Origin of the sequence: Paracoccus alkenifer (assembly GCF_900108405.1) — a bacterium.
GTDB lineage: Bacteria > Pseudomonadota > Alphaproteobacteria > Rhodobacterales > Rhodobacteraceae > Paracoccus > Paracoccus alkenifer.
In genome coordinates this window covers 654,146-673,989 of sequence record NZ_FNXG01000001.1, presented here as the reverse complement: position 1 = coordinate 673,989, position 19,844 = coordinate 654,146, and the positions used below count along the sequence as shown (strand labels likewise).

Below are 19,844 nucleotides of genomic sequence, written 5' to 3'. Positions count from 1 at the left end.
AAAGTTTCCTGTAAATCATTCGATAGTTTACAAAAAAATCCATTGCAATCAAATTCTTATTGAGATCGTTCCAGCCATGTCCTCTTGATGCAAGCAACAATGACAAAAAGTCGCACCAGGGAGGAAAGATATGTCGAAACTCATCATGAACCGGCGTGGACTGTTGCGGACGATGGGCGCGGGCGCGGCGGCGACGCTGGCCTCGCCCATGTTCTTTACCCGCGGCGCGTGGGCCAACAACTACTGCAACGACCCCACCGCCAGCGGCAAGATCGTCTTTGGCTTCAACGTGCCGCAGACCGGCACCTATGCCGAGGAAGGTCTGGAACAGCTCAAGGGCTATCAGCTGGCGGTGAAACATATCAACGGCGAAGGCGACGGGGGGCTGCTCAAGACCTTCAAGCCGCTGGCGCTGGAAGGTAACGGAGTCCTGGGCCGCAAGGTCGAATTCGTCACCGGCGACACCCAGACCAACACCGACGCCGCCCGCGACGGCGCCCGGCGGATGATCGAACGCGACGGCGCCATCATGGTCACCGGCTGCGTCACCACGGGCGAGGCGGTGGCCCAGCAGGCGCTGTGCCACGAATTGGGCGTGATCTACATGTCCGGCCTGACCCACGGCAACGACACCACCGGCAAGGACAAGCGCCGCTACGGGTTCCGGCATTTCTTCAACGCCCACCAGTCCGGCGTCGCCATCGCCCCGATCCTGGGGCAGGAATACGGCAACGACCGGCGCGCCTATCACCTGACCGCCGACTACAACTGGGGCTGGACGCAAGAGGAATCGATCAAGGCCGCGACCGAGGCGCTGGGCTGGGAAACCGTCGCCACGGTGCGCACGCCGCTGGGTCTGGGCGATTATTCGCAGTATCTGACGCCGGTGCTGAACTCGGGCGCGGATGTGCTGATCCTGAACCACTACGGCCACGACATGGTGAACTCGTTGCCGCAGGCGGTGCAGTTCGGCCTGCGCGAGCGGCAGGCCAACGGCAAGCAGTTCGAGATCATCGTGCCGATGTTCTCGGAGCTGATGGCCGTCGGCGCCGGCGATGCGGTCAAGGGCATCATCGGCACCCAGAACTGGAACTGGCAGCTTGAGGACGAAGGCTCCAAGGCTTTCACCCAGTCCTACGGCGCCGAATACGGCGAGCCGCCGTCGCAGTCGGCGCATACGGGGTATGTGCAGGCGATCCTTTATGCCGATGCGGTGCAGCGCGCGGGCAGCTTTTACCCGCCAGAGGTCATCAAGGCGCTTGAGGAATTCGAGTTCGACGGCATGGGCAACGGCCCGACCCTCTATCGCGGCGACGACCACCAGTGCATCAAGGAAGTGCTGGTCGTGCGCGGCAACGAAAACCCCACCAGCCGCTTTGACGTGCTGAACGTGGTCGGCAAGACCCCGCGCGACGAGGTCACCTATGACCCCGCGATCTTCGGCGGGGAACTTGGCCCCTACGAGCCGAACCAGTGCTGAGCTGACGTTCGACAAGACATCCGGCGCCGGAAAAGGGCGCCGGATTCCTGTTCTCCGGAAAACAATGAATCACCGCCGGTCCCGCCGGAGGGAGGAGAGGTTATGAACACGATACTTGCCCAGTTGCTCAACGGGCTGGACAAGGGCGCGGCCTATGCGCTGATCGCTCTTGGACTGACACTGGTTTTCGGGACTCTGGGGGTGGTGAACTTTGCGCATGGGGCGCTGTTCATGCTGGGCTGCTTTTGCGCAGTCGCCTTTCGCTACCTGCTGACGATCGAGACCGTCTCGGTCGATCCGACGCAGCTGTCGCCATGGGGCCAGCCGGTGCAGGTCCGCACGCCGCTGGTGCAGGACTGGCTGGGCGATTTCGGCGCGCTGATGGTCGATTACTCGGTCCCGTTCTCGATCCTGCTGACCGTGCCGGTGATGCTGGTCATCGGCATCGCGATGGAGCGCGGGCTGATCCGGCATTTCTACAAGCGCACCCATGCGGAACAGATCCTGGTCACCTTTGGCCTGGCCATCGTGCTGGGCGAGCTGGTGAAATCGGTCTTTGGCCCCAACCCCTGGCCGCAGCCGATCCCCAGCGATCTGCGCGGCGCGGCCGATATCGGCATCTGGCTGGGGATGGAGCCGCGCTCGCTGACCTATCCGATGTGGCGGGTCATCTATCTGCTGTTTTCGCTGGCGGTGATCGGCGGGGTCTTTGCATTCCTGCGCTTTACCACCTTTGGGATGGTGGTCCGGGCCGGCATGGCGGACCGCGAGGCGGTGGGGCTGCTGGGCATCAACATCGACAGGCGCTTTACCGTGGTCTTTGGCCTGGCCGCCGTGGTCGCGGGGGTGGCGGGGGCCATGTATACGCCGCTGCTGGCGCCGAACTATCACATCGGCATGGATTTCCTTGTCCTCAGCTTTGTTGTCGTCGTGGTCGGCGGCATGGGATCGCTGCCCGGCGCGGTGCTGGCCGGTTTCCTGCTGGGGATCCTGCAATCCTTTGCCTCGATGACCCAGATCAAGACGTTCCTGCCCGGTATCGACCAGGTCATCGTCTATCTTGTGGCGGTGGTGGTCCTGCTGGTGCGGCCGCGTGGCCTGCTGGGCCGGCGCGGCGTGATGGAGGGCTGAGCCGATGTTCCATCTTTCCCGCAAGGATCAGGTCAAGCTGGCGATCTTTGCCCTTGTCGTCGTGACCATGCCGATCTGGCTGGCGCCGCTGGGGGCCGCCTATCCCGGGCTGATGCAGAAATTCGCGATCTATGCGATCTTCGCCATCGGCTTCAACATCCTGTTCGGCCTGACCGGCTATCTGTCCTTTGGTCATGCCGCCTTTCTGGGCGTGGGTTCCTATACCGCGGTCTGGTCGTTCAAGCTGCTGAGCATGGACATCCTGCCGGCGCTGCTGTTCGCGGTGCTGGTTGCCGGGTTGTTTGCGCTGGTGATCGGGTTCTTCAGCCTGCGGCGGACGGGGATCTATTTCTCGATCCTGACGCTGGCATTCGCGCAGATGTGCTACAGCCTGGCCTATTCGGTGCTGACCCCGATCACCAACGGCGAAACCGGGCTGCTGCTGGCCCGCGACGACCCGCGGGTGATCGACGCGGCGCTGGGTGCCGGCACCGTGGGCGGTGCGGGGCTGCCGTCGCCGGCGCTGCTGGGCAACAGCGTGACGGGGTATTTCGGTTTCTACATCTGTGCGGCGCTGCTGATCCTGACCTTTTACATCTCGCAAAAGATCTTTGCCTCGCCCTTTGGGCTGGCGCTGCGGGGGATCAAGTCGAACCAGACCCGCATGATCTATACCGGCTTCAACATCCGGCCCTATATGCTGGCGGCCTTTGTCATCTCGGGCATGTTCGCGGGGCTGGCGGGTGGGCTGCTGGCGGTCACCGACCCCATCGCGGGGGCGGAACGGATGCGCTGGACGGAATCGGGCAATATCGTGCTGATGACCATCCTTGGCGGGGTGGGCACGCTGATCGGCCCGGTGATCGGCGCCTGGGTGATCAAGTATTTCGAGAACATCTTTTCCGCCATCAACAAGAACATGCTGAACGCGACCTTTGATTTCCTGCCTGACGGGATGCAGAACATCGCCGTCACCGTGCTGTCCAAGTTCGTGGGCGAGGGCTGGCACCTGACGCTGGGGCTGCTGTTCGTGCTGATCGTGGTGTTCCTGCCCGGCGGGCTGGTCGAGGGCTATCTCAAGCTGGTCGCGCGATTGCGGCGCGGGCGCGGCACCAAACCGGAGGCTGGCGGAAAATGAGCGTGACGAGCGAAAAGAACATCGTCCTGCACGCCGCGGACGTGATCAAGAACTTCGGCGGGCTGCGTGCGCTGTCCGACATCGACCTGCAAATCGAAGAGGGCAAGACCCACGCGATCATCGGGCCGAACGGCGCGGGCAAGTCCACCTTGCTGAACGTGATCATCGGGCGGATCGCGCCGACCTCGGGGGCGGTGGTGTTCGACGGCACCGTGCTGACCGGCAAGGCCCCGCACGAGATCAACCAGCTGGGGATTTCGCGGGTGTTCCAGACGCCCGAGATCTTTGCCGACCTGTCGGTGCTGCACAACGTCATGGCCCCGGCATTCGCCCGCCGCGACGGGGCGTTCCGGCTGAACATGTTCCGCGCCACCGCCCGCGAGGCCGCGATCCGGGACGAGGCCGAAAGCCTGCTGAACGATTTCGGCATGTGGGACCGGCGCGACGACCATTCTGGCGCGCTGTCGCGGGGCGACAAGCGGCGGCTGGAGCTGTGCATGTGCCTGATCCAGCATCCGCGGCTGCTGCTGCTGGACGAACCCACCGCCGGCATGTCGCGCCACGACACCAACACCACCATCGAGCTGCTGAAAAAGATCAAGCTGCGCGGCATGACCAAGGTCATCATCGAACACGACATGCATGTGGTGTTTTCGCTGGCCGACAAGATCTCGGTGCTGGCGCAGGGGCGGATCATCGCCTCGGGCCTGCCGCAGGACATCAAGGAGGACCCCAGGGTGCAGGAAGCCTATCTCGGGGGGGCGGCGGAATGAATGCGGCACCAGTAACCGGCCCGGCGCCGGATGCGTTCTTTGCGCTGCGCGACGTGCATGCCTATTACGGCGAAAGCTATATCGTGCAGGGGGTCAGCCTTGAGGTGCGCAAGGGCGAGGTGCTGGCCCTGCTGGGCCGCAACGGCGCGGGCAAGACCTCGACCATGCGCGCCATCGCCCGGGCTGACGAGCCGGCGGTGATGCGCGGCGAAATCTGGCTGGAGGGGCAGCCTGTCCACCAGATGAAATCCTGGCAGGCCAGCCAGGCCGGCATCCAGCTGGTCCCCGAGGACCGCCGCATCATCCCCGGCATGACCGTCGAGGAAAACCTGATCCTGTCGCAGGTCGCCCCCAACAAGGGCTGGGAAATCGCCCAGATCTACGAGCATTTCCCGCGTCTGGCCGAGCGCCGCAACCAAGAGGGGATCACCCTGTCGGGGGGCGAACAGCAGATGCTGGCCGTCGCCCGGGCGCTGGCGCGCGAGGTCAAGCTGCTGCTGCTGGACGAGCCCTACGAGGGGCTGGCCCCGGTGATCGTGCGCGAGATCGAGCATATCGTGCAGGACATCAAGGCCCGCGGCATCACCACCATCATCGTGGAACAGAACGCGGTGGCGGCGCTGCGGCTGGCGGACCGGGCGGTGATCCTCGATTCCGGCGAGCTGGTGTTCACCGGCTCGGCGCAGGAGCTGCTGGACAACGCCGATCTGCGCAACCGCTATCTGGCGATCTAGGTTGGGCCTTCAGGCTGCGGCGGCGCGGGGGGCGTCGCCGCAGCATGGGTATTTGGACCAGAAAGAAGCGGCCGGCGCGGCCGGGCGGATCGCGGCCGCAAGTGCCGGTCCTTGCGGGCGGAGCCGGGCAGATTCATGGCCCCCGGTGTGCGTGTGCGCGTGCGGGGCGGTTGCGGCGTCGGGGAATGGCGGCCTGCGGGGCGGTGAAATCTTTCCGGGAACATTCGCGGCCGCGGCCGGTTCATGGGCCGTGACACCCGCCGGCCCCATGCAGGCCGCCCAAGGAAAGGAGATTTCCGATGCCCGACAAGGTTCTGGACGATCTGTTCCACGACACGCTGAAAGACATCTATTACGCCGAGCGCCAGATCCTGAAGGCGCTGCCCAAAATGGCGCGCGGCGCGCAATCGGGCGAACTGCGCGAGGCGTTTGAAAAGCACCGCGACCAGACCGAGACCCATGTCGAGCGCTTGCAGCAGGTGTTCGAGATCATCGGCAAGACGCCGCGCGGCAAGACCTGCCCCGCCATCGACGGGATCATCGAAGAGGGCGACGAGGTGATGGCAGCGTTCAAGGGCTCGCCCGCGCTGGATGCGGGGCTGATCGCCGCCGCGCAGGCGGTCGAGCATTACGAGATCGCCCGCTACGGCACGCTGCGGCAATGGGCGCAGGATCTGGGCCTGCGTGACGCGGCCAGGCTGCTGGACGAGACCTTGTCCGAAGAGGCCGGGACCGACGAGCTGCTGACCCGGATCGCCGAGGGCGGGGCCAACCGCGAAGCCGTCGAGCCGGCCTGAGGCCGGGCGCGCGGCCTTGCCCGGGCAGCGCGGCCCCGGCGGGCAACCGGTTTCAACCGGCGCCCGCGTCAGTCGCCGCCGCCGCCCCCCAGATGGCGCATCTGCGTTTGCAGCCGGCAGCACAAGCCGCCGCTGTTGCGGGTAATCGTGCTTTCGCCCATGAAATCCTCGGGCAGAACCTCTTCGATGATCAGCGAGCCGAAGCCCTTGCGGTGACCGGGCCGGGGCGGGGGGCCGCCGCTTTCGGTCCAGACCAGTTCGAACGCGTCCTCGCTGTCGGGGCGGCCGGCGGTCCAGCGCAGGTCGATCCGCCCTTGCGGCGTCGACAGCGCGCCGTATTTCAGCGCATTGGTCGCCAGCTCGTTGACGGCCAGCGCCAGCGTCAGGGCCTGTTTGGCGCTGACGCGCAGCTTTGGCCCCTCGATCCGAAAGCGGCCCTGCCCGGTGCGAAAGGGCTTGAGCGCCTCGTGGATCACATGGCCCATGTCGGCGTGTTGCAGGGGCGTGCGGGTCAGCAGCGACTGCGCCTGCGCCAGCGCGCCGATACGTTGGCGCAGATGGACGCCGGCTTCGTGCCCGTGGTGGCTTTGCACCGTCTGGTTCACGATGGCTGAAACCACCGCCAGCGTGTTCTTGATCCGGTGCGCCAGCTCGCTGTTGCGCAGTTCGAGCTGGCGGGCGGTCTCGACCGTGCCGGTGGTTTCGATCACCGTGTCCATCATCCCGCGCACGATGCCGTTCTCGTCGCGGATCGGGCTGTAGCAAAAGGTGAAATGACACGGCTCGGGATAGCCGTAGCGGTCGATGGTCAGGGGGAAATCCTGAACAAACGTCGGCTCGCCGGCATAGGCGCGTTCGGCGATCGGGCCGATTTCATCCCAGACCTCGGCCCAGACCTCGGCAAAGCTGCGGCCCAGCACCTCGCCCTTGTCACCAAGGATCGGGCGGAACGCGTCGTTCGGCAGCATTACCATCCCCGGTCCCCAGACCAGGCATTTGGGGAATTTCGAGTTCAGCGCCAGACCCAGCGTGACCTTGAGCGCGAGCGGCCAGCCTTCGGGCGGGCCCAGCTCATGCGTGGACCAGTCCCTGGCCCGGATAAGCCGCGCCATCTCGCCACCGCCGTCCAGAAAATGCAAATCGGCCATCCGCCCCTCGTCCGAAAGCCCCGGCCACCGCTGCACCCACAACCCCGTATCGGCGGCAGCGCGCGTCGCGATCTGTGCGATTTGACCGGGATGGGGTGATGATAGCGCAGTAACCCAAGGGCCAGAACTATAAAAATATCAGTTGCCGGGGCTGGCTGGCGGCAGGATTCCGCCGCGGCCGGAACGAAACCCCGCGCTTTCCGGTTCGTCCTGTTGTAGCCCCGATATTGCGGACGACCATGCAGGACAGCCTGAGATTCGGTTCCCTCGGCGATGAGGCCGCGCATCTTTGCATCGACATGCAAAGACTGTTCGCCGCCGGCTCGGCATGGGAAATCCCGTGGATCGAAAAGATCCGGCCGATGGTCGCCGATCTGGTGGCCCGGCGGCCGCGGCGCGCGGTGTTCACGCGGTTTATTCCTCCGCCCGACATGCAGGCTGCGGGCGGCGCCTGGGCGCGGTATTACGCGCAATGGCCGCAGATGCTGCGCGAGCGGCTGGACCCGGCCTGGCTGGAACTGCTGCCCGAGCTGGCGCGCCATGTGCCGCCCGCCCATGTCTTTGACAAGCCCGTCTATTCGCCCTGGCACGACGGGCGGCTGCACCGGTTCCTGCGGGGCGCCGGCATCGACACGCTGGTCATCACGGGCGGAGAAACGGACGTCTGCGTGCTGGCCACCGTCATGGGGGCGGTGGATCTGGGTTACCGGGTTGTGCTGGTCAGCGACGCGGTCTGTTCATCGGCCGATCCCGGCCATGACGCGGCGATGACCCTGTTTCGCAGCCGGCTGTCCCAGCAGATCGAGACGGCGCCTCTGGCCCTGATCCTCGACAGCTGGTCAAGATGAGGAACGCCAAGGCATCCGCCAGCCCGTGCCGGGGTCTGGAAACCAGCGCCAGAGGGGGGCGGGGCCGCCCGGACCCCGCCTCGGGCACAAGCGACGGAGCGCGGCGATGACCGACCGGAACCGGCCCATTTGCGTCATTCCCGCGGGAATCGGCCATTTCTATCGCTCGTCGGATCTTTCCGGGCTGCGGCTGGCACTGTGGGAGGACGGTCGCCCCGCCAGCTGCCCTCTGGCGGGCTATCTGCGCGAGGCCGGCGCCCGGGTGGATTGCCTGGCCGTGGATAAGGGCACGCACCCGCCCGCGCCCGCGCCGCGCATCAGGCGCGGGTGGGGCGGCGACGGGCTTGGCCCTGTGACGGGGCCGACACCGGGGTCCGCGCTGTGGCCGACGCCGCGGCCCGCGCTGAAAGATGAAATCGACGCGGCCGTGGTCAATCTGGGTGATCCCGACCCCTTGGCGCGGCAGCTTTGCTTGCTGGACATTCCGGTGGTCATCTTTACCGAGCATCCCGAACGCTGCCTTGAACATTATCCGACCGGCATCTGCACCGATACATCCGACGGCCCCGAGGCGCTGGCCTCGGCCGTGCTGCTGCATGTCGCGATCGTCCGGTCGGGGCTGCATGCGACCCCCGACCTGTCGGTGACCGAGATGCTTCCCCGGCTGCGGGCGATGGCGCGGGTGCTGGTGCAAGATGGCGCGCTTGCCGACGCCCTGCTGGAGGATGCGATGGTGCAGGCGCTGGAATATGTGCCCGCGCTGGGATCCGACACCGAAATCGGGGCGCTGCTGGTCATGCTGATCGAACGTATCTGGATCCGGCAGAAGCTGTCGCGCCCCAGCTGATCGCGCCCTTGGGCAGGGCACGGAAAAAGGGGGCCTCGCGGCCCCCTTTTGCTTGCGTCTGCGGCGCGGTGTCAGCGCCGGCCGCCGCGCCCATAGCGGCGGTCGTCGTCGTCATCGTCATCGCGGCGATGTTCCCAGCCCAGACGCGCGGCCTCGGAATGGCCGCGGGAATCGCCGAACCAGCCGCCCTGACCGCGGTCGCGCGAATAACCGCGGTCGTCGTCGTCATCCCGGCGCGAAGAAGAGGACCGCGAATAGCCGCGATCATCGTCGCGGCCGCGCGAATAGCGGCGGTCGTCGTCGTCGTCGCGGCGCGACGAGCGCGAGCGGCCGCGGCCGTAATCATCGTCGTCATCATCGCGGCGGTGTTCCCAGCCCAGACGCGCGGCCTCGGAATGGCCGCGGGAATCGCCGAACCAGCCGCCCTGACCGCGGTCGCGCGAATAACCGCGATCGTCGTCGTCGTCCCGGCGCGAGGACCGCGAATAGCTGCGATCATCATCGCGGCCGCGCGAATAGCGGCGGTCGTCGTCATCGTCGCGGCTGGACGACCGCGAGCGCCCGCCCCGGTGGTCATCGTCGCTGACGAAGCGGCCGCGGCTGTCGCGTTCCCGGTCGTTGTCATACCGGCCCGAGCTGCGGCCCCGGCCACCACGATCGTCATCGCTGACAAAACGTCCGTATTCGTCGCGGTCAGGCATGTTGGAATTCCTCGGCATGATGTCCTCCTGAATTGCAGTTAGGTGCCGCACACGCGGCGTCAGTTCGCCGCCCCGTCGCGACGGGGCGGTCAGGCAGGCACCTAGATCCCTGCCCAGGGCCACCGGGTCGACCCCGGCCGCCTTTGCCTTTGCAAGCAGCCCGCTGCGGGGCTTTTCCTCGCGTTCGATGATCTCTCCGATCAGCCTTGCGGCCACCCGCAGCGCGGCCAGCGCCAAGGGCCCGTCCAGCGCCCAGCTTGACCGCAGCAGGAACGAGACCAGATCGCCGTCGATGGCGGTCTCGGTCAGGGCGGGAAATTCCTGCAAACCGGCGTCGGTCGCGCAGTCGTAAAGCACCGCGTGGGCCTCGGCGTGGCGTGCCCATGCGTCCGACAGTCGGTCCAGCAGCTCGTCTGCGCCGTCCTCGTCGGTCAGGCCCGATGCCTCGCCCAGCAGGGCGCGCAGCTTCTGGTGATGCGCGCGCAACTGGCCAAAGCCGTCGTTGCGGTCGTCGGTATCAGTATCGGTATCGGCGTCAGCATCGGTGTCCGTATCGTTTCGGCCCTGATCCGCGCCCCGCGCCGAGGCGTTGCCCTGCGTGGCGGCAGCGGCCCGTGCGCCGGTCTGGGTGCCGCCGCTTGGGGTCGCGCCGGTCTGGGGCGTGTTCGCCTGCGCGGTGCCGTTGTCCGGCTGATCGCCATCCTTCGCAGTCTTTCCGGATGGCTCTGCTTCGCGTGCCATATGGTCGCCTCCATGCTGTGGGGGCTGTGAACCGGCAGCGGCGGCAAATGTTCCAGAAGAAAACCGGCGCTGTCCGGGGCGTGGCATTTTTTCCGCAGGTGGCGCGCGCTGCCGGGGACGCGACTGCGCAAAAGGCCGGACCGCCCTGTCGCGATCCGGCCTGCAATCATGGGGCCGGGACCAGCCGGCCGTTCAGCCGCGCCTACCAGTCGCGGCGATACCGCCCGCCCGTGCGGTCAAACACCGCGCGGGAATAATAGTCGCTGCGGCTGCGGCCTTCGTCGCGCAGGTCGTCCATGTGGCGCCGGCGCTCGGCATCGTCGTCGCCGAACCACGAGGCGACCTCGTCGCCCGCCCTCTCGATCCAGCCGCGGTCCTCGGCGCGGTAATCTGCCCAGCCCCGGTCGCGATTCCGGTCCCGGTCGCGATCCCGATAGCCGCGATAGCCCGAGCCGTAATCCGCATCCCGCACCGGGCGCGCGGAATAGCCGCCGGCATAGTCGCGCGGATAGCTGCGGCCATAGCTGGGGTCGCCGGATTCGCCGTAGTTGCGGCGAAAAGACCCGCCCTGCGCGCCGTAAGCCCCGGGACCGTAGTCGTCACGCCCATGGTCCGGGCGCGGCCCTTCGCCATGGCGGCTTGGCCGCGATCCCCCGTATGCGCGGGGGCGATCCTCGTCCCGGTGGCGGCGCTGCTCGTCCCTCCATTGGTCTGCCATGGTGTTCTCCTGTATCATGCTGGGCCATCGGCGATGGCCGGGGGCCGACAACCGCAAGCGGTCGCGATTGTTCCCGGGCGCGGCGGCGCGCGGTCGAAGGGGCGGGATTCTTGCGGCGCAAACCGGGCCGGCAGCGGGCGCGCCCCCGGCTGCGGGTCACAGTTGCGGAAAATCTGCGTTCCATGTGCTGTTATGGCGCGCCGCTTGGACTAGACTGCCCCTGCCAAGACCAAACATGGAGTCCCCGATGGCCAACAGCGACAGCGGCCCGCTGGTCGATCCCGAACTGGACAGGGCCTTGTCCGAACTGCTGGCGCAGACCGCGAAAGAACCGATTTCGCCCCGACTGCGCGAGCTTGCGCACCAGCTTGAGCTGGCGCTTGCGCAGGCCCGCCTGCGTGACGAGGGCGAGGACGCATCGTGAACCCCGGCCGGTTTCCGCCCGGCGCGTTCACAAGTTGATTTCACCCGGAACCGCATCCGCCCCGCTGCATTGGTCCCCCACACCGCCGGGATCCCCACCATCGGGAATGCAGAGGAGCGTCGATGTCGGACGACATACTCGGATATATTCCGGCGCTTCGCGCCTATTCGCGCGCGCTGTGCCGGTCGGTCCCTGACGCCGAGGATCTGGTGCAGGAAACCCTGCTGCGCGCGATCGAGAACGTCCACCGCTATCAGCAGGGGACCAACATGCGCGCATGGCTGTTCACCATCATGCGCAACCGTTTCCTGACCAACTGCCGCAAATCCGCGCGCGAGCGGACGGGGGCGGCGGAATGTGTGTCGGGGTCGATCAAGGCGGCGGTAAAACCCGGGCAGGACTGGCACATGCAGGCGCGGGAAATGCAGGCCGCGCTACGCGAGATGCCTGCACATTACCGCGAGGCGATCGTGCTGGTCGGCGCACTGGGTGAAACCTATCTGGACGCCGCCCGCATCCTTGACTGCGACATCGGCACCATCAAGAGCCGCGTGAACCGCGCCCGCCACCTGCTGCACAACGCGCTGGAGCCGGCGCTGTAGCCCGGGCAGGCCGCGGCGGCCCGACCCGGCGGACCCTCGGCCCCGCGTTACCCGCGTGAAAAGGCGAAAAAATATTCTGATATTCAGGCGGTCGTCCCGAATATTTTCGCTTATTCCGGCACTTGCCCAAGCTGTGCCGTGGCTCGCGCCGCAGTTTTCCCTTGCTCGAATCGGCGGATCGGCTTTATCCAAATGTCCGGATGTATGGAGGATGGGATGTCCGCATTTGTTACCCGCCGCGCTGCCTTGCAGTCGGCCTTGATGGGATGCGCCTTTGTCACAGCGGCCGCGGTGGTGCCAGCTGCCGCGCAGGCTCAGGTCGAGATGGTGATCACCGACGAGCTGGCGACCTCGCACTGGACCACGGGCGTGCTGGACCAGTTGGCGGTGACTCTGGAGGAGGCGACCGGAGGAGCGGTCAAGCCCAAGGTCTTTCACGCCGGGACGCTTTACAACGATCAGGACGCCATGGCCGCGCTGGGGACGGGGGCGGTGCACATGGTCTGGCCGGTCGCCGTGCGGCTGGAAACCATCGCGCCCGAGGCCGGGGTGCTTAGCCTGCCGTTTGCGATCGACGACGCGATGATGGCCAAGCCGGGCGCGCCCGAGGCCGTCGCCGGCTACCTGCAAAAATACATGGCCCCGCGCGGTATCCGGGTGATGGGCATCGCACGCACGGCGGACCTGTTTTTCCTGACCCGCCACAAGCATCTGGAGGAGATGTCCGACCTGCGCGGGATGAAGATCCGTGCCACCGGCGGACGGGTTCTGCTGGACCTGCTGGGCGGGTTCGGCGCCAGCTCGGTGGCGCTGCCGGCACCGGAAATGGGACCGGCGCTTTCGCAAGGCGCGATCGACGGGGCGCTGACCTCGGCCGGGGGCTGGGAAATGGCGGGCACCAATGCGGTCCCTTACGGCACGCTGGTGCCGGGGCTGAATCTTGTCACCTATGCGATTCTGGTGGATGACCAGTGGCTGCAATCGCTGCCCGCGGATGCGCGCACCGCCATCGAAACCGCCATGGCCGAATTCGTCCATGACGACTGGGCGCGGTCCAAGGCGCTGGACCAGCAGGCACTGGACCAGATGATCGGGAAAGGCGGCAGCTTTGCAACCATCGAAGGCGCGCGACGGCAGGCATTCGTCGATGCCGCCGATGCGATCACCGCCGATTGGCGCGCGAAATATCCCGAGGCCTGGGAAGAATTCCAGACCGCCATCGCGCCGTTCAAATGAGCGGATCTGACGCGACCGGGGCGGGGGCATTGATGCCCCTTACCCCGGCAATGGGGGCCGCCTATGCGCGGGCGGTGCATGGGGTCGCCCTTTCCGATGCCGAGGCGCGCTGGTTGATCGCCGAGATGACGCGCGGGTCCGCGGCGGTCGCGCAGGCGGCGCGCGACGTGGCGCTGGCCGATGTGCGGATGGCCGGTTTCGACGCCCTGCTGCAAGGAGAGGGAAGATGAGCGATCCGCTGGAGCTGACCCTCTGCGAGGCCGCGGATGCCGCGCGCAGCGGAAAGATCGGCGCCGTCGAACTGCTCGAGGCTGCGCTGGCTGCGGTGGCGCGCCGCGACGGCGCCATCAACGCGGTGATCGCCACCGAACCCGAGCGGGCGCTGGCCGAGGCCCGGGCGCTGGACGCGCTGCCCGCCCACCGGCGCGGGATCCTGCACGGGGTGCCGCTGGCGCACAAGGACATGTTCCACCGCGCGGGCGAGGTCTCGACCTATGGGGTGGCCGCCCGCAAGGGGCATCGGATGCAGGCGACCTCGCCGCTGCTCGGGCGCCTCGACGAGGCCGGGGCGGTCAGTTTCGCGCGGCTGAACATGGCGGCCTTTGCCATGGGGCCGACCGGGCACAACCCCGATTTCGGCCGCTGCCGCAACCCGTTCGCGCCGGATCGGATCACCGGCGGCAGCTCCTCGGGGTCGGGCGCGGCGGTGGCGGCGCGGCTGGCTTATGGCGCGCTGGGCTCGGACACCGGGGGATCGGTGCGGCTGCCCGCGGCCTGCTGCGGCGTGGTTGGGTTGAAGCCGACGCAGGGGCTGCTGTCGCTGGACGAGGTGATGGGGCTGTCGGAAAGTCTGGATTGCCCCGGCCCGGTCGCGCGTTCCAGCCGGGATCTGGCGCGGATGATGGATGTGCTGGCCCGCCCGGGGCACGAGGCCGCGGTGGCGCAGGATCTGCGCGGGCTGCGGCTGGGGCTGCCCACAAGCTATTATTGCGACGATCTGCATCCCGAGGTGCAGGCGAATTTCGATCGCGCCGCCAAGGTGTTTTGCGCCCTGGGCGCCACGCTGGTGCCGGTCGATGTGCCCGATCACAGCGCCTATGCCGATCTGGCCGACGCGATCTGGAAACCCGAGGCCGCGGCCCTGCACCTGCCGGCGCTGCAATCGGGCACGGGCGCGCTGCCCGAACAGGCGCGCGCGCGGCTGATGCAGGGGCTGGCGACCAGCGCGGTGGATTACGTCCGTGCCCGTCGCCTGCGCAGCCTTGCGCTGGACGACATGCTGTCGGGGCCGCTGGCGGCGTGTGACGCGCTGCTGGTGCCGGCGATGCGCCGGCCGGTGCCGCTTGCCGCCGAGGTCGAGGCAAATTCGGGCGATGCCATGCGTCGCAATCTCGCCGCGATAACCGCCTTTACCAGGCCGCTCAACTATCTGGGGCTGCCGGGGCTGGTGACGCCATCGGGGCTGGATTGCGCCGGCGTGCCGATGGCCGTCCAGCTGATCGCAGCCCCGCGGCAAGAGCCGCTGCTGCTGCGGCTGGGCCACGGCTTCGAGACCGAAACAGGGTTCAACCGCCTGCGGCCCGAAACCCTCGGGTAGCAGCGATTCGATATTGACCGGACATACGGATTTATGAGAATGTCCGGACAAACCGGATTCGAGCCGGGGCAGAAAAAGGGAAAGCTACGTGAAAACCATCGGAAATCAGCACTACCGTGGGGAAATCGGCCGTTATTACGAAGATTTCGAGGTCGGCGACATCTATGAACATCGTCCCGGGCGCACCATCACCGAAAGCGACAACATCAATTTCTCGCTGATGACGATGAACCTGCACCCGATGCATTGCGACAGCGCCTATGCCGCCAAATCCGAATTCGGGCGGCCGCTGGTCAACAGCGGGCTGACGCTGGCCATCGTGCTGGGGATGACGGTGCCTGATGTCTCGGGCAAGGCCATCGCCAATCTGGGATGGAAAGAAATCTCCCTGACCGCCCCGGTTTTCCCGGGCGACACGATTTATTCGAAATCCGAGGTGCTGGACAAGCGCGAATCCAGGTCGCGGCCGAATGCCGGCATCGTGACGGTCAAGACCACTGGCATCAAGGCCGACGGCACCGTCTTCATGAGCTTTGAGCGCTCGGCCCTGATCCAGAAGCGGGCGGGAAATATCGACGAGAACGCGGGCTATTGATGCCCGCACAGGCTGTGCCGCCCATCGGAGGAGATGCGCGGCTTCATCGGGGAGGAAAAAGATGAACGTCAGACACACCATGGCAGCGATGCTTGCCTCGACCATTTTTGCGCTGGGCGCCGCCGGTGCGGCCCGGGCCGCGGATCTGGTCTTGCCCAGCGAGGTCGCCGCGACCCACTGGAAAACCGACTACATGAACGAATTCGCGCAGGCAGTCGGGGAACGGACCGGCGGCGAAATCGACGTCAAGGTGTTTCCGGCCGGGCAGATCTACAACGATCAGGATGCGCTTGCGGCGCTGGGAACCGGCGCGGTGCATATGGTGTGGCCGGTGTCGGTCCGTCTGGAAACCATCGCCCCCGCAACCGGCATCCTGAACCTGCCCTTTGCCATCACTGACGAGATGATGGGGAACGCCTGTTTTTCGCAAGGGCTGACCAAGCTGATTTCTGCGCAGGTCGAGCCGCGCAACCTGCGTGTGCTGGGGCTGCTGCGCACCGCCGACCTGCTGTTCATCTTCAACGGGCGCGAAGTCCGGAACATGGACGATCTCAAGGGCGCCAAGGTCCGTGTCACCGGCGGGCGGGTGTTTCTGAACCTGATGGACAGCCTTGGCATCAGCGGCGTGTCCATGGCGGCGTCGGAAATGAGCACGGCGATGTCGCAGGGCGCCATCGACGGGGTGTTTTCGTCGCCAGCCGGCTGGGCCGAGATGATCGGCATGTCCGGCGACCAGGCGTGGTATGTGCCCGGGCTGTCGCTGTCGACCTATGCGGTGGTCGTGGACAACGGCTGGTTCGAGGCGTTGCCTGCGGATCAGCAGGCCGCCATCACCGAGACGCTGGACGAGATCATCGCCCGCGAATGGACCGAGGCCAAGGCCGCCGACGAAAAGCTGCTTGAGCGGATGACCGAGGCCGGCGCCAATATCAACATCGCCGATGACGCCGAAATGGCCCGTTGGAAAGACCTGGTCACCAAGGAAAACGAAAGCTTCCGCACCACCCATGGCGAGGTAATGGCCGCGCTTGACGAGCTGGAGGCGAGCTGTGGTCTCTCCGAGTGATCCGACCGGAACGGGCCCGCAAGGGCCCGTCCACGACGCCGGGCCGCCGCGTCCGGGTCTGTGGGCGCTGGTCGAGCGCAGGCTGCTGTTGAACCTCGCCACCGGCCTTGCGCTGATGGCCACCGGCATCATGCTGATGGAATCCATCAGCCGCTCGACCCTGTCGCACAGCTATTTCTGGGCCGAGGAATCCGTGCGCTACCTGATGATCTGGGCGTTCTTCCTGACGTTGGGGGCCGCCGGCCGGGCAGGCCACATGATCCGCACCGAGATGCTGGTCGAGCGGCTTTCCCCCCGGTTGCGACAGGCCGCCAACATCGCAACCACGGCACTGGGCGTGCTGTTTTCGGGGGTGCTGCTTTATGCCTCGATCCCGCAGGTGCTGCGGTATCGGTCGATGGGGATGCTGACGGAATCGAACCTGGACCTGCCGATGTGGCTGCTGTTTCTGGCGATGCCGCTGGGGGCGGTCCTGATGGGCGGCTATTACCTTGGCGCCCTGCGCGATGCGCTGTCCGGCCGCGATCCCTATCAGGTGGCGGATGCGGACCCCGAGCTGCTCTCTGACATGAAAGGGCCGCTGCTGTGATCCTTGTCGCGCTTGTCCTTACCTTGCTGTTCCTGGCCATCGGCACCCATGTCGCGGTGGCGCTGGGGCTGGTGACCGCGCTGCTGGTGCTCAGCATCGACGGAGTGCCCTCGACCGTGATCGCGCAGACCGCGTTCAAGTCGGTCAACAGCTATTCGCTGATGGCGATCCCGATGTTCGTGTTGGCCGGCAACCTGATGATGCGCGGCCGCATCGCCGAGTTGATGGTCGAACTGGTCGGCTCGATCGTGCGCGCCATCCGCGGCGGGCTGGCACAGACGGTGCTGATCACCAGCGTGTTCTTTGCCGCAGTGTCCGGCTCGTCGGTCGGCTCGGCGGCGGCGATTGGTTCGTCCACTGTCTCGGCGCTGCGGCGCGAGCAGTATCCGGCGCGGTTTTCCGCCGCCATCGTCGCGGTGGGCGGCACGCTGGGGCTGATGATCCCGCCGTCGCTGGGTTTCATCCTCATCGGCTCGATCGTCGGGCTGCCGGTGGACCGGCTGTTCATGGCCGGCATCCTGCCCGGCCTGATGGAGGCCGCGCTGCTGATGATCGGCGTCAGCGTCATGGTCCGGCGCGGCAATTACGGCGTCAAGGCCGCGCGCCCCGACTGGAAAGGCTTCCGCACCCGTTTTCCCGCCGCATTCCCGGCGCTGCTGATGCCGGTGCTGGTGATCGGCTCGATCTACAGCGGTTTCATGACCCCGACCGAGGTGTCGGCGCTGGCCGCGGCCTATGCTGCGCTGCTGGGGCTGCTGGTCTATCGCTCGATCGGCGTCAGCGATTTCTGGGCGGTGGCGCGGGAATCCGTGTTGCAGACCACCATGATCTTTGCCGTGGTGATGGGCGGCTCGCTGGTCGGGTTCGTCATGGCGCGGATGGGCGTGTCGGCCAGTCTGGTGCAGATGATTTCCGACCTGAACATGCAGCCGTGGATGTTCCTGCTGGCGGTCAACCTGATCCTGCTGATCCTGGGCATGTTTCTGGACGGGATCGCGCTGATCGTGCTGACCGCGCCGCTGCTGTTCCCGCTGGCGCAGTCGCTGGGCATCGACCCGATACATTTCGCCGTCATCATGGTGGCAAACGTGGAAATCGCGACGCTGACCCCGCCTATCGGGCTGAATCTGTTCGTCATCAGCGGCATCGCCCGCCTGCCTGTCCACGAGGTCGCCCGGGGCGTGCTGCCGTTCTTTGTAGTGCGGCTGACCGGGCTGATGCTGATCACCTATATCCCCGCAATCTCGCTTGCGCTTGTCCGATAAGAGGCCGTGATGCTTGATAATTCCTCCCAGACCGACACCCTGATCGCCCGCAGGCTTGCCGCCTTTGCCGGCACGCTGGACGGGGACGCCATCCCTGCCGAGGTGCGCGAACGCGCCCGCTATCTGATCCTCGACGCGGTGGGGATCGCGCTTGCCTCGACGCAATACGATTTTTCTCACCGCACCCTGAACGCGCTGCGCGAATTCGGCGAGGGGCCGTCCCCGGTGATCGGCTACGGCACGCATCTGGCGCTGCGCGATGCGGTGACGATGAACGGGTTCCTGATCCACGGGCTGGATTACGACGATACCCACACCCGCGGCGTGATCCACGCCACCGCCAGCTGTCTGCCCACCGCGCTGGGGATGGGCGACGACCTTGGCGCCAGCGGGCACGACCTGGTCACCGCCTATATCGCGGGGATGGAGGTCGCGACGCGGCTGGGATCGGTGGCCAAGGGCGGGTTCCACCAGACCGGCTTTCACCCGACCGGGCTGATCGGCATCTTTGCCGCGACGCTGATCGCCGGGCGGATGCGCGACCTGACCGAGGATCAACTGGCCTCAGCGCAAGGGATCGCGCTGTCGCTGGCCTCGGGCAGCCTTGAATTCCTGCAGGACGGTGCCTGGACCAAGCGTATCCACCCCGGCATCGCTGGCGCGCAGGGCATCACCGCCGCCGCGCTGGCCCGCAACGGCTTTGTCGGCCCCAAGGCGGCGTATGAGGGGCGTTTCGGCCTTTATGCCAGCCATCTGGGTCCGCTGGCCGAGAACTGCGACCTGTCGCTGGCGACCGAAGCGCTGGGCGAGACGTGGGAGGTCGCAAATGTCGCCGTCAAGCCGCTGCCGGCGTGCCATTTCACCCATGCCAGCGCCGACGCCGCGGTGATCCTGCGCGAAAGCCACGGGCTGACCGCCGACATGATCGACAGCATCCGCGCGCTGATCCCGGCCGAGGTGGTCAAGACCGTCTGCGAACCCGTCGCCACCAAGAAGCGCCCGCAGAACAGCTATGACGCGCAATTCTCGATCCCCTTCGCGGTGGCATCCGGCATCCGCCACGGCCGCTTCGGCCTGCGCGAGCTGGAACCCGAGGCGCTGAACGATCCAGAAACGCTCGCTCTGGCGCACAAGGTGGATTACGAGATCGACCCCGACGCGCCCTTCCCGAAATACTATTCGGGCGAGGTGATCGTGCGGCTGAAGGACGGGCGCGAATTGCGCCACCGCGAGGAAATCAACCGCGGCTCGTCCGACCGGCCGCTCAGCGCCGGGGACATCACCACCAAGTTCCGCGAAAACGCCGCAATGGCGCTGTCCGCCTCGGCCCTGTCGCGGGTCGAGGACGCGGTGCTGTCGCTGGACGACATCGGCAACGCGCAGGATTTCGCCGCGCTGCTGGCGGGCAACTGAG

At 66.6% G+C, this 19,844-nt stretch carries 21 protein-coding genes; 18 read left to right on the top strand and 3 right to left on the bottom strand.

Going from position 1 to position 19,844, the window contains the following annotated elements; all coding sequences use genetic code 11:
- The first annotated feature begins 130 nt into the window (after window positions 1–130).
- From BLW83_RS03170 to BLW83_RS03145, 6 genes are all read left to right on the top strand, one after another.
- Window positions 131–1,480: a substrate-binding protein gene (locus BLW83_RS03170; RefSeq protein WP_218139067.1), complete on the top strand. Its 1,350-nt coding sequence runs from the start codon at window positions 131–133 to the stop codon at window positions 1,478–1,480.
- A gap of 102 nt (window positions 1,481–1,582) precedes the next feature.
- Window positions 1,583–2,611 carry a branched-chain amino acid ABC transporter permease gene (locus BLW83_RS03165; protein ID WP_090845413.1) on the top strand — a complete coding sequence of 343 codons (1,029 nt, stop codon included), beginning with the start codon at window positions 1,583–1,585 and terminating at the stop codon, window positions 2,609–2,611.
- A gap of 4 nt (window positions 2,612–2,615) precedes the next feature.
- On the top strand, window positions 2,616–3,749 hold the full coding sequence (locus BLW83_RS03160) for a branched-chain amino acid ABC transporter permease (protein ID WP_090845411.1): 1,134 nt from the start codon (window positions 2,616–2,618) through the stop codon (window positions 3,747–3,749).
- The gene (locus tag BLW83_RS03155) at window positions 3,746–4,522 is read left to right on the top strand and encodes an ABC transporter ATP-binding protein (RefSeq protein WP_090845409.1); all 777 of its coding nucleotides are present in this window, start codon (window positions 3,746–3,748) and stop codon (window positions 4,520–4,522) included. The genes BLW83_RS03160 and BLW83_RS03155 overlap by 4 nt, the downstream gene beginning before the upstream one ends.
- Window positions 4,519–5,256, top strand: a complete 738-nt coding sequence (locus BLW83_RS03150) for an ABC transporter ATP-binding protein (RefSeq protein ID WP_090845407.1) — start codon at window positions 4,519–4,521, stop codon at window positions 5,254–5,256. Before BLW83_RS03155 ends, BLW83_RS03150 begins: the two co-directional genes overlap by 4 nt.
- A 299-nt stretch (window positions 5,257–5,555) precedes the next feature.
- Entirely contained in the window at window positions 5,556–6,053 is a 498-nt protein-coding gene (locus tag BLW83_RS03145; protein ID WP_090845405.1) for a YciE/YciF ferroxidase family protein, read from the top strand.
- A 68-nt stretch (window positions 6,054–6,121) separates the two neighbouring features.
- Here the strand turns inward: BLW83_RS03145 and BLW83_RS03140 are convergent, their stop codons facing one another.
- Window positions 6,122–7,201: a PAS domain-containing sensor histidine kinase gene (locus BLW83_RS03140; protein ID WP_090845922.1), complete on the bottom strand. Its 1,080-nt coding sequence runs from the start codon at window positions 7,199–7,201 to the stop codon at window positions 6,122–6,124.
- A gap of 239 nt (window positions 7,202–7,440) precedes the next feature.
- Here BLW83_RS03140 and BLW83_RS03135 point away from each other — a divergent pair, with 239 nt between their 5' ends.
- Both BLW83_RS03135 and BLW83_RS03130 read left to right on the top strand, forming a co-directional pair.
- On the top strand, window positions 7,441–8,049 hold the full coding sequence (locus BLW83_RS03135; protein WP_090845403.1) for a cysteine hydrolase family protein: 609 nt from the start codon (window positions 7,441–7,443) through the stop codon (window positions 8,047–8,049).
- Between the two features lie 106 nt (window positions 8,050–8,155).
- On the top strand, window positions 8,156–8,896 hold the full coding sequence (locus BLW83_RS03130) for a hypothetical protein (protein ID WP_090845401.1): 741 nt from the start codon (window positions 8,156–8,158) through the stop codon (window positions 8,894–8,896).
- A gap of 71 nt (window positions 8,897–8,967) precedes the next feature.
- Here the strand turns inward: BLW83_RS03130 and BLW83_RS03125 are convergent, their stop codons facing one another.
- A complete protein-coding gene (locus tag BLW83_RS03125) occupies window positions 8,968–10,338 on the bottom strand; it encodes a hypothetical protein (RefSeq protein ID WP_090845399.1) in 1,371 nt (456 codons plus the stop codon).
- A gap of 202 nt (window positions 10,339–10,540) precedes the next feature.
- Window positions 10,541–11,056, bottom strand: a complete 516-nt coding sequence (locus BLW83_RS15800) for an SWFGD domain-containing protein (protein ID WP_090845397.1) — start codon at window positions 11,054–11,056, stop codon at window positions 10,541–10,543.
- Between the two features lie 247 nt (window positions 11,057–11,303).
- Between BLW83_RS15800 and BLW83_RS15650 the strand changes: the two genes are divergently transcribed.
- From BLW83_RS15650 to BLW83_RS03070, 10 genes are all read left to right on the top strand, one after another.
- A complete protein-coding gene (locus BLW83_RS15650; protein WP_177172469.1) occupies window positions 11,304–11,480 on the top strand; it encodes a hypothetical protein in 177 nt (58 codons plus the stop codon).
- 122 nt (window positions 11,481–11,602) lie between these two features.
- Window positions 11,603–12,082, top strand: coding sequence for a sigma-70 family RNA polymerase sigma factor (locus BLW83_RS03110; RefSeq protein ID WP_090845393.1), 480 nt, complete (start codon window positions 11,603–11,605; stop codon window positions 12,080–12,082).
- Window positions 12,083–12,298: 216 nt separating this feature from the next.
- Window positions 12,299–13,318, top strand: a complete 1,020-nt coding sequence (gene dctP / locus BLW83_RS03105) for a TRAP transporter substrate-binding protein DctP (protein WP_177172468.1) — start codon at window positions 12,299–12,301, stop codon at window positions 13,316–13,318.
- 32 nt (window positions 13,319–13,350) lie between these two features.
- Complete coding sequence (locus BLW83_RS03100; RefSeq protein WP_143042722.1) at window positions 13,351–13,548, top strand: hypothetical protein; 198 nt, start codon at window positions 13,351–13,353, stop codon at window positions 13,546–13,548.
- Entirely contained in the window at window positions 13,545–14,915 is a 1,371-nt protein-coding gene (locus BLW83_RS03095) for an amidase (protein WP_218139066.1), read from the top strand. The genes BLW83_RS03100 and BLW83_RS03095 overlap by 4 nt, the downstream gene beginning before the upstream one ends.
- Before the next feature lie 88 nt (window positions 14,916–15,003).
- Window positions 15,004–15,510: a MaoC family dehydratase gene (locus tag BLW83_RS03090; protein ID WP_090845387.1), complete on the top strand. Its 507-nt coding sequence runs from the start codon at window positions 15,004–15,006 to the stop codon at window positions 15,508–15,510.
- Between the two features lie 61 nt (window positions 15,511–15,571).
- A complete protein-coding gene (dctP, locus tag BLW83_RS03085; protein WP_218139065.1) occupies window positions 15,572–16,576 on the top strand; it encodes a TRAP transporter substrate-binding protein DctP in 1,005 nt (334 codons plus the stop codon).
- Window positions 16,560–17,165, top strand: coding sequence for a TRAP transporter small permease (locus BLW83_RS03080; RefSeq protein WP_218139064.1), 606 nt, complete (start codon window positions 16,560–16,562; stop codon window positions 17,163–17,165). The genes dctP (BLW83_RS03085) and BLW83_RS03080 overlap by 17 nt, the downstream gene beginning before the upstream one ends.
- Window positions 17,162–18,430: a TRAP transporter large permease gene (locus tag BLW83_RS03075; RefSeq protein WP_090845383.1), complete on the top strand. Its 1,269-nt coding sequence runs from the start codon at window positions 17,162–17,164 to the stop codon at window positions 18,428–18,430. Before BLW83_RS03080 ends, BLW83_RS03075 begins: the two co-directional genes overlap by 4 nt.
- A 9-nt stretch (window positions 18,431–18,439) precedes the next feature.
- Window positions 18,440–19,843: an MmgE/PrpD family protein gene (locus BLW83_RS03070; protein ID WP_090845381.1), complete on the top strand. Its 1,404-nt coding sequence runs from the start codon at window positions 18,440–18,442 to the stop codon at window positions 19,841–19,843.
- Window position 19,844: the final 1 nt, after the last annotated feature.

Bases quoted from the DNA above. Each gene is read 5' to 3' on its own strand.
- BLW83_RS03170 (WP_218139067.1), top strand. From the start codon at position 131: ATGTCGAAACTCATCATGAACCGGCGTGGACTGTTGCGGACGATGGGC.
- BLW83_RS03165 (WP_090845413.1), top strand. From the start codon at position 1,583: ATGAACACGATACTTGCCCAGTTGCTCAACGGGCTGGACAAGGGCGCG.
- BLW83_RS03160 (WP_090845411.1), top strand. From the start codon at position 2,616: ATGTTCCATCTTTCCCGCAAGGATCAGGTCAAGCTGGCGATCTTTGCC.
- BLW83_RS03155 (WP_090845409.1), top strand. From the start codon at position 3,746: ATGAGCGTGACGAGCGAAAAGAACATCGTCCTGCACGCCGCGGACGTG.
- BLW83_RS03150 (WP_090845407.1), top strand. From the start codon at position 4,519: ATGAATGCGGCACCAGTAACCGGCCCGGCGCCGGATGCGTTCTTTGCG.
- BLW83_RS03145 (WP_090845405.1), top strand. From the start codon at position 5,556: ATGCCCGACAAGGTTCTGGACGATCTGTTCCACGACACGCTGAAAGAC.
- BLW83_RS03140 (WP_090845922.1), bottom strand. From the start codon at position 7,201: ATGGCCGATTTGCATTTTCTGGACGGCGGTGGCGAGATGGCGCGGCTT.
- BLW83_RS03135 (WP_090845403.1), top strand. From the start codon at position 7,441: ATGCAGGACAGCCTGAGATTCGGTTCCCTCGGCGATGAGGCCGCGCAT.
- BLW83_RS03130 (WP_090845401.1), top strand. From the start codon at position 8,156: ATGACCGACCGGAACCGGCCCATTTGCGTCATTCCCGCGGGAATCGGC.
- BLW83_RS03125 (WP_090845399.1), bottom strand. From the start codon at position 10,338: ATGGCACGCGAAGCAGAGCCATCCGGAAAGACTGCGAAGGATGGCGAT.
- BLW83_RS15800 (WP_090845397.1), bottom strand. From the start codon at position 11,056: ATGGCAGACCAATGGAGGGACGAGCAGCGCCGCCACCGGGACGAGGAT.
- BLW83_RS15650 (WP_177172469.1), top strand. From the start codon at position 11,304: ATGGCCAACAGCGACAGCGGCCCGCTGGTCGATCCCGAACTGGACAGG.
- BLW83_RS03110 (WP_090845393.1), top strand. From the start codon at position 11,603: ATGTCGGACGACATACTCGGATATATTCCGGCGCTTCGCGCCTATTCG.
- dctP (WP_177172468.1), top strand. From the start codon at position 12,299: ATGTCCGCATTTGTTACCCGCCGCGCTGCCTTGCAGTCGGCCTTGATG.
- BLW83_RS03100 (WP_143042722.1), top strand. From the start codon at position 13,351: ATGCCCCTTACCCCGGCAATGGGGGCCGCCTATGCGCGGGCGGTGCAT.
- BLW83_RS03095 (WP_218139066.1), top strand. From the start codon at position 13,545: ATGAGCGATCCGCTGGAGCTGACCCTCTGCGAGGCCGCGGATGCCGCG.
- dctP (WP_218139065.1), top strand. From the start codon at position 15,572: ATGAACGTCAGACACACCATGGCAGCGATGCTTGCCTCGACCATTTTT.
- BLW83_RS03070 (WP_090845381.1), top strand. From the start codon at position 18,440: ATGCTTGATAATTCCTCCCAGACCGACACCCTGATCGCCCGCAGGCTT.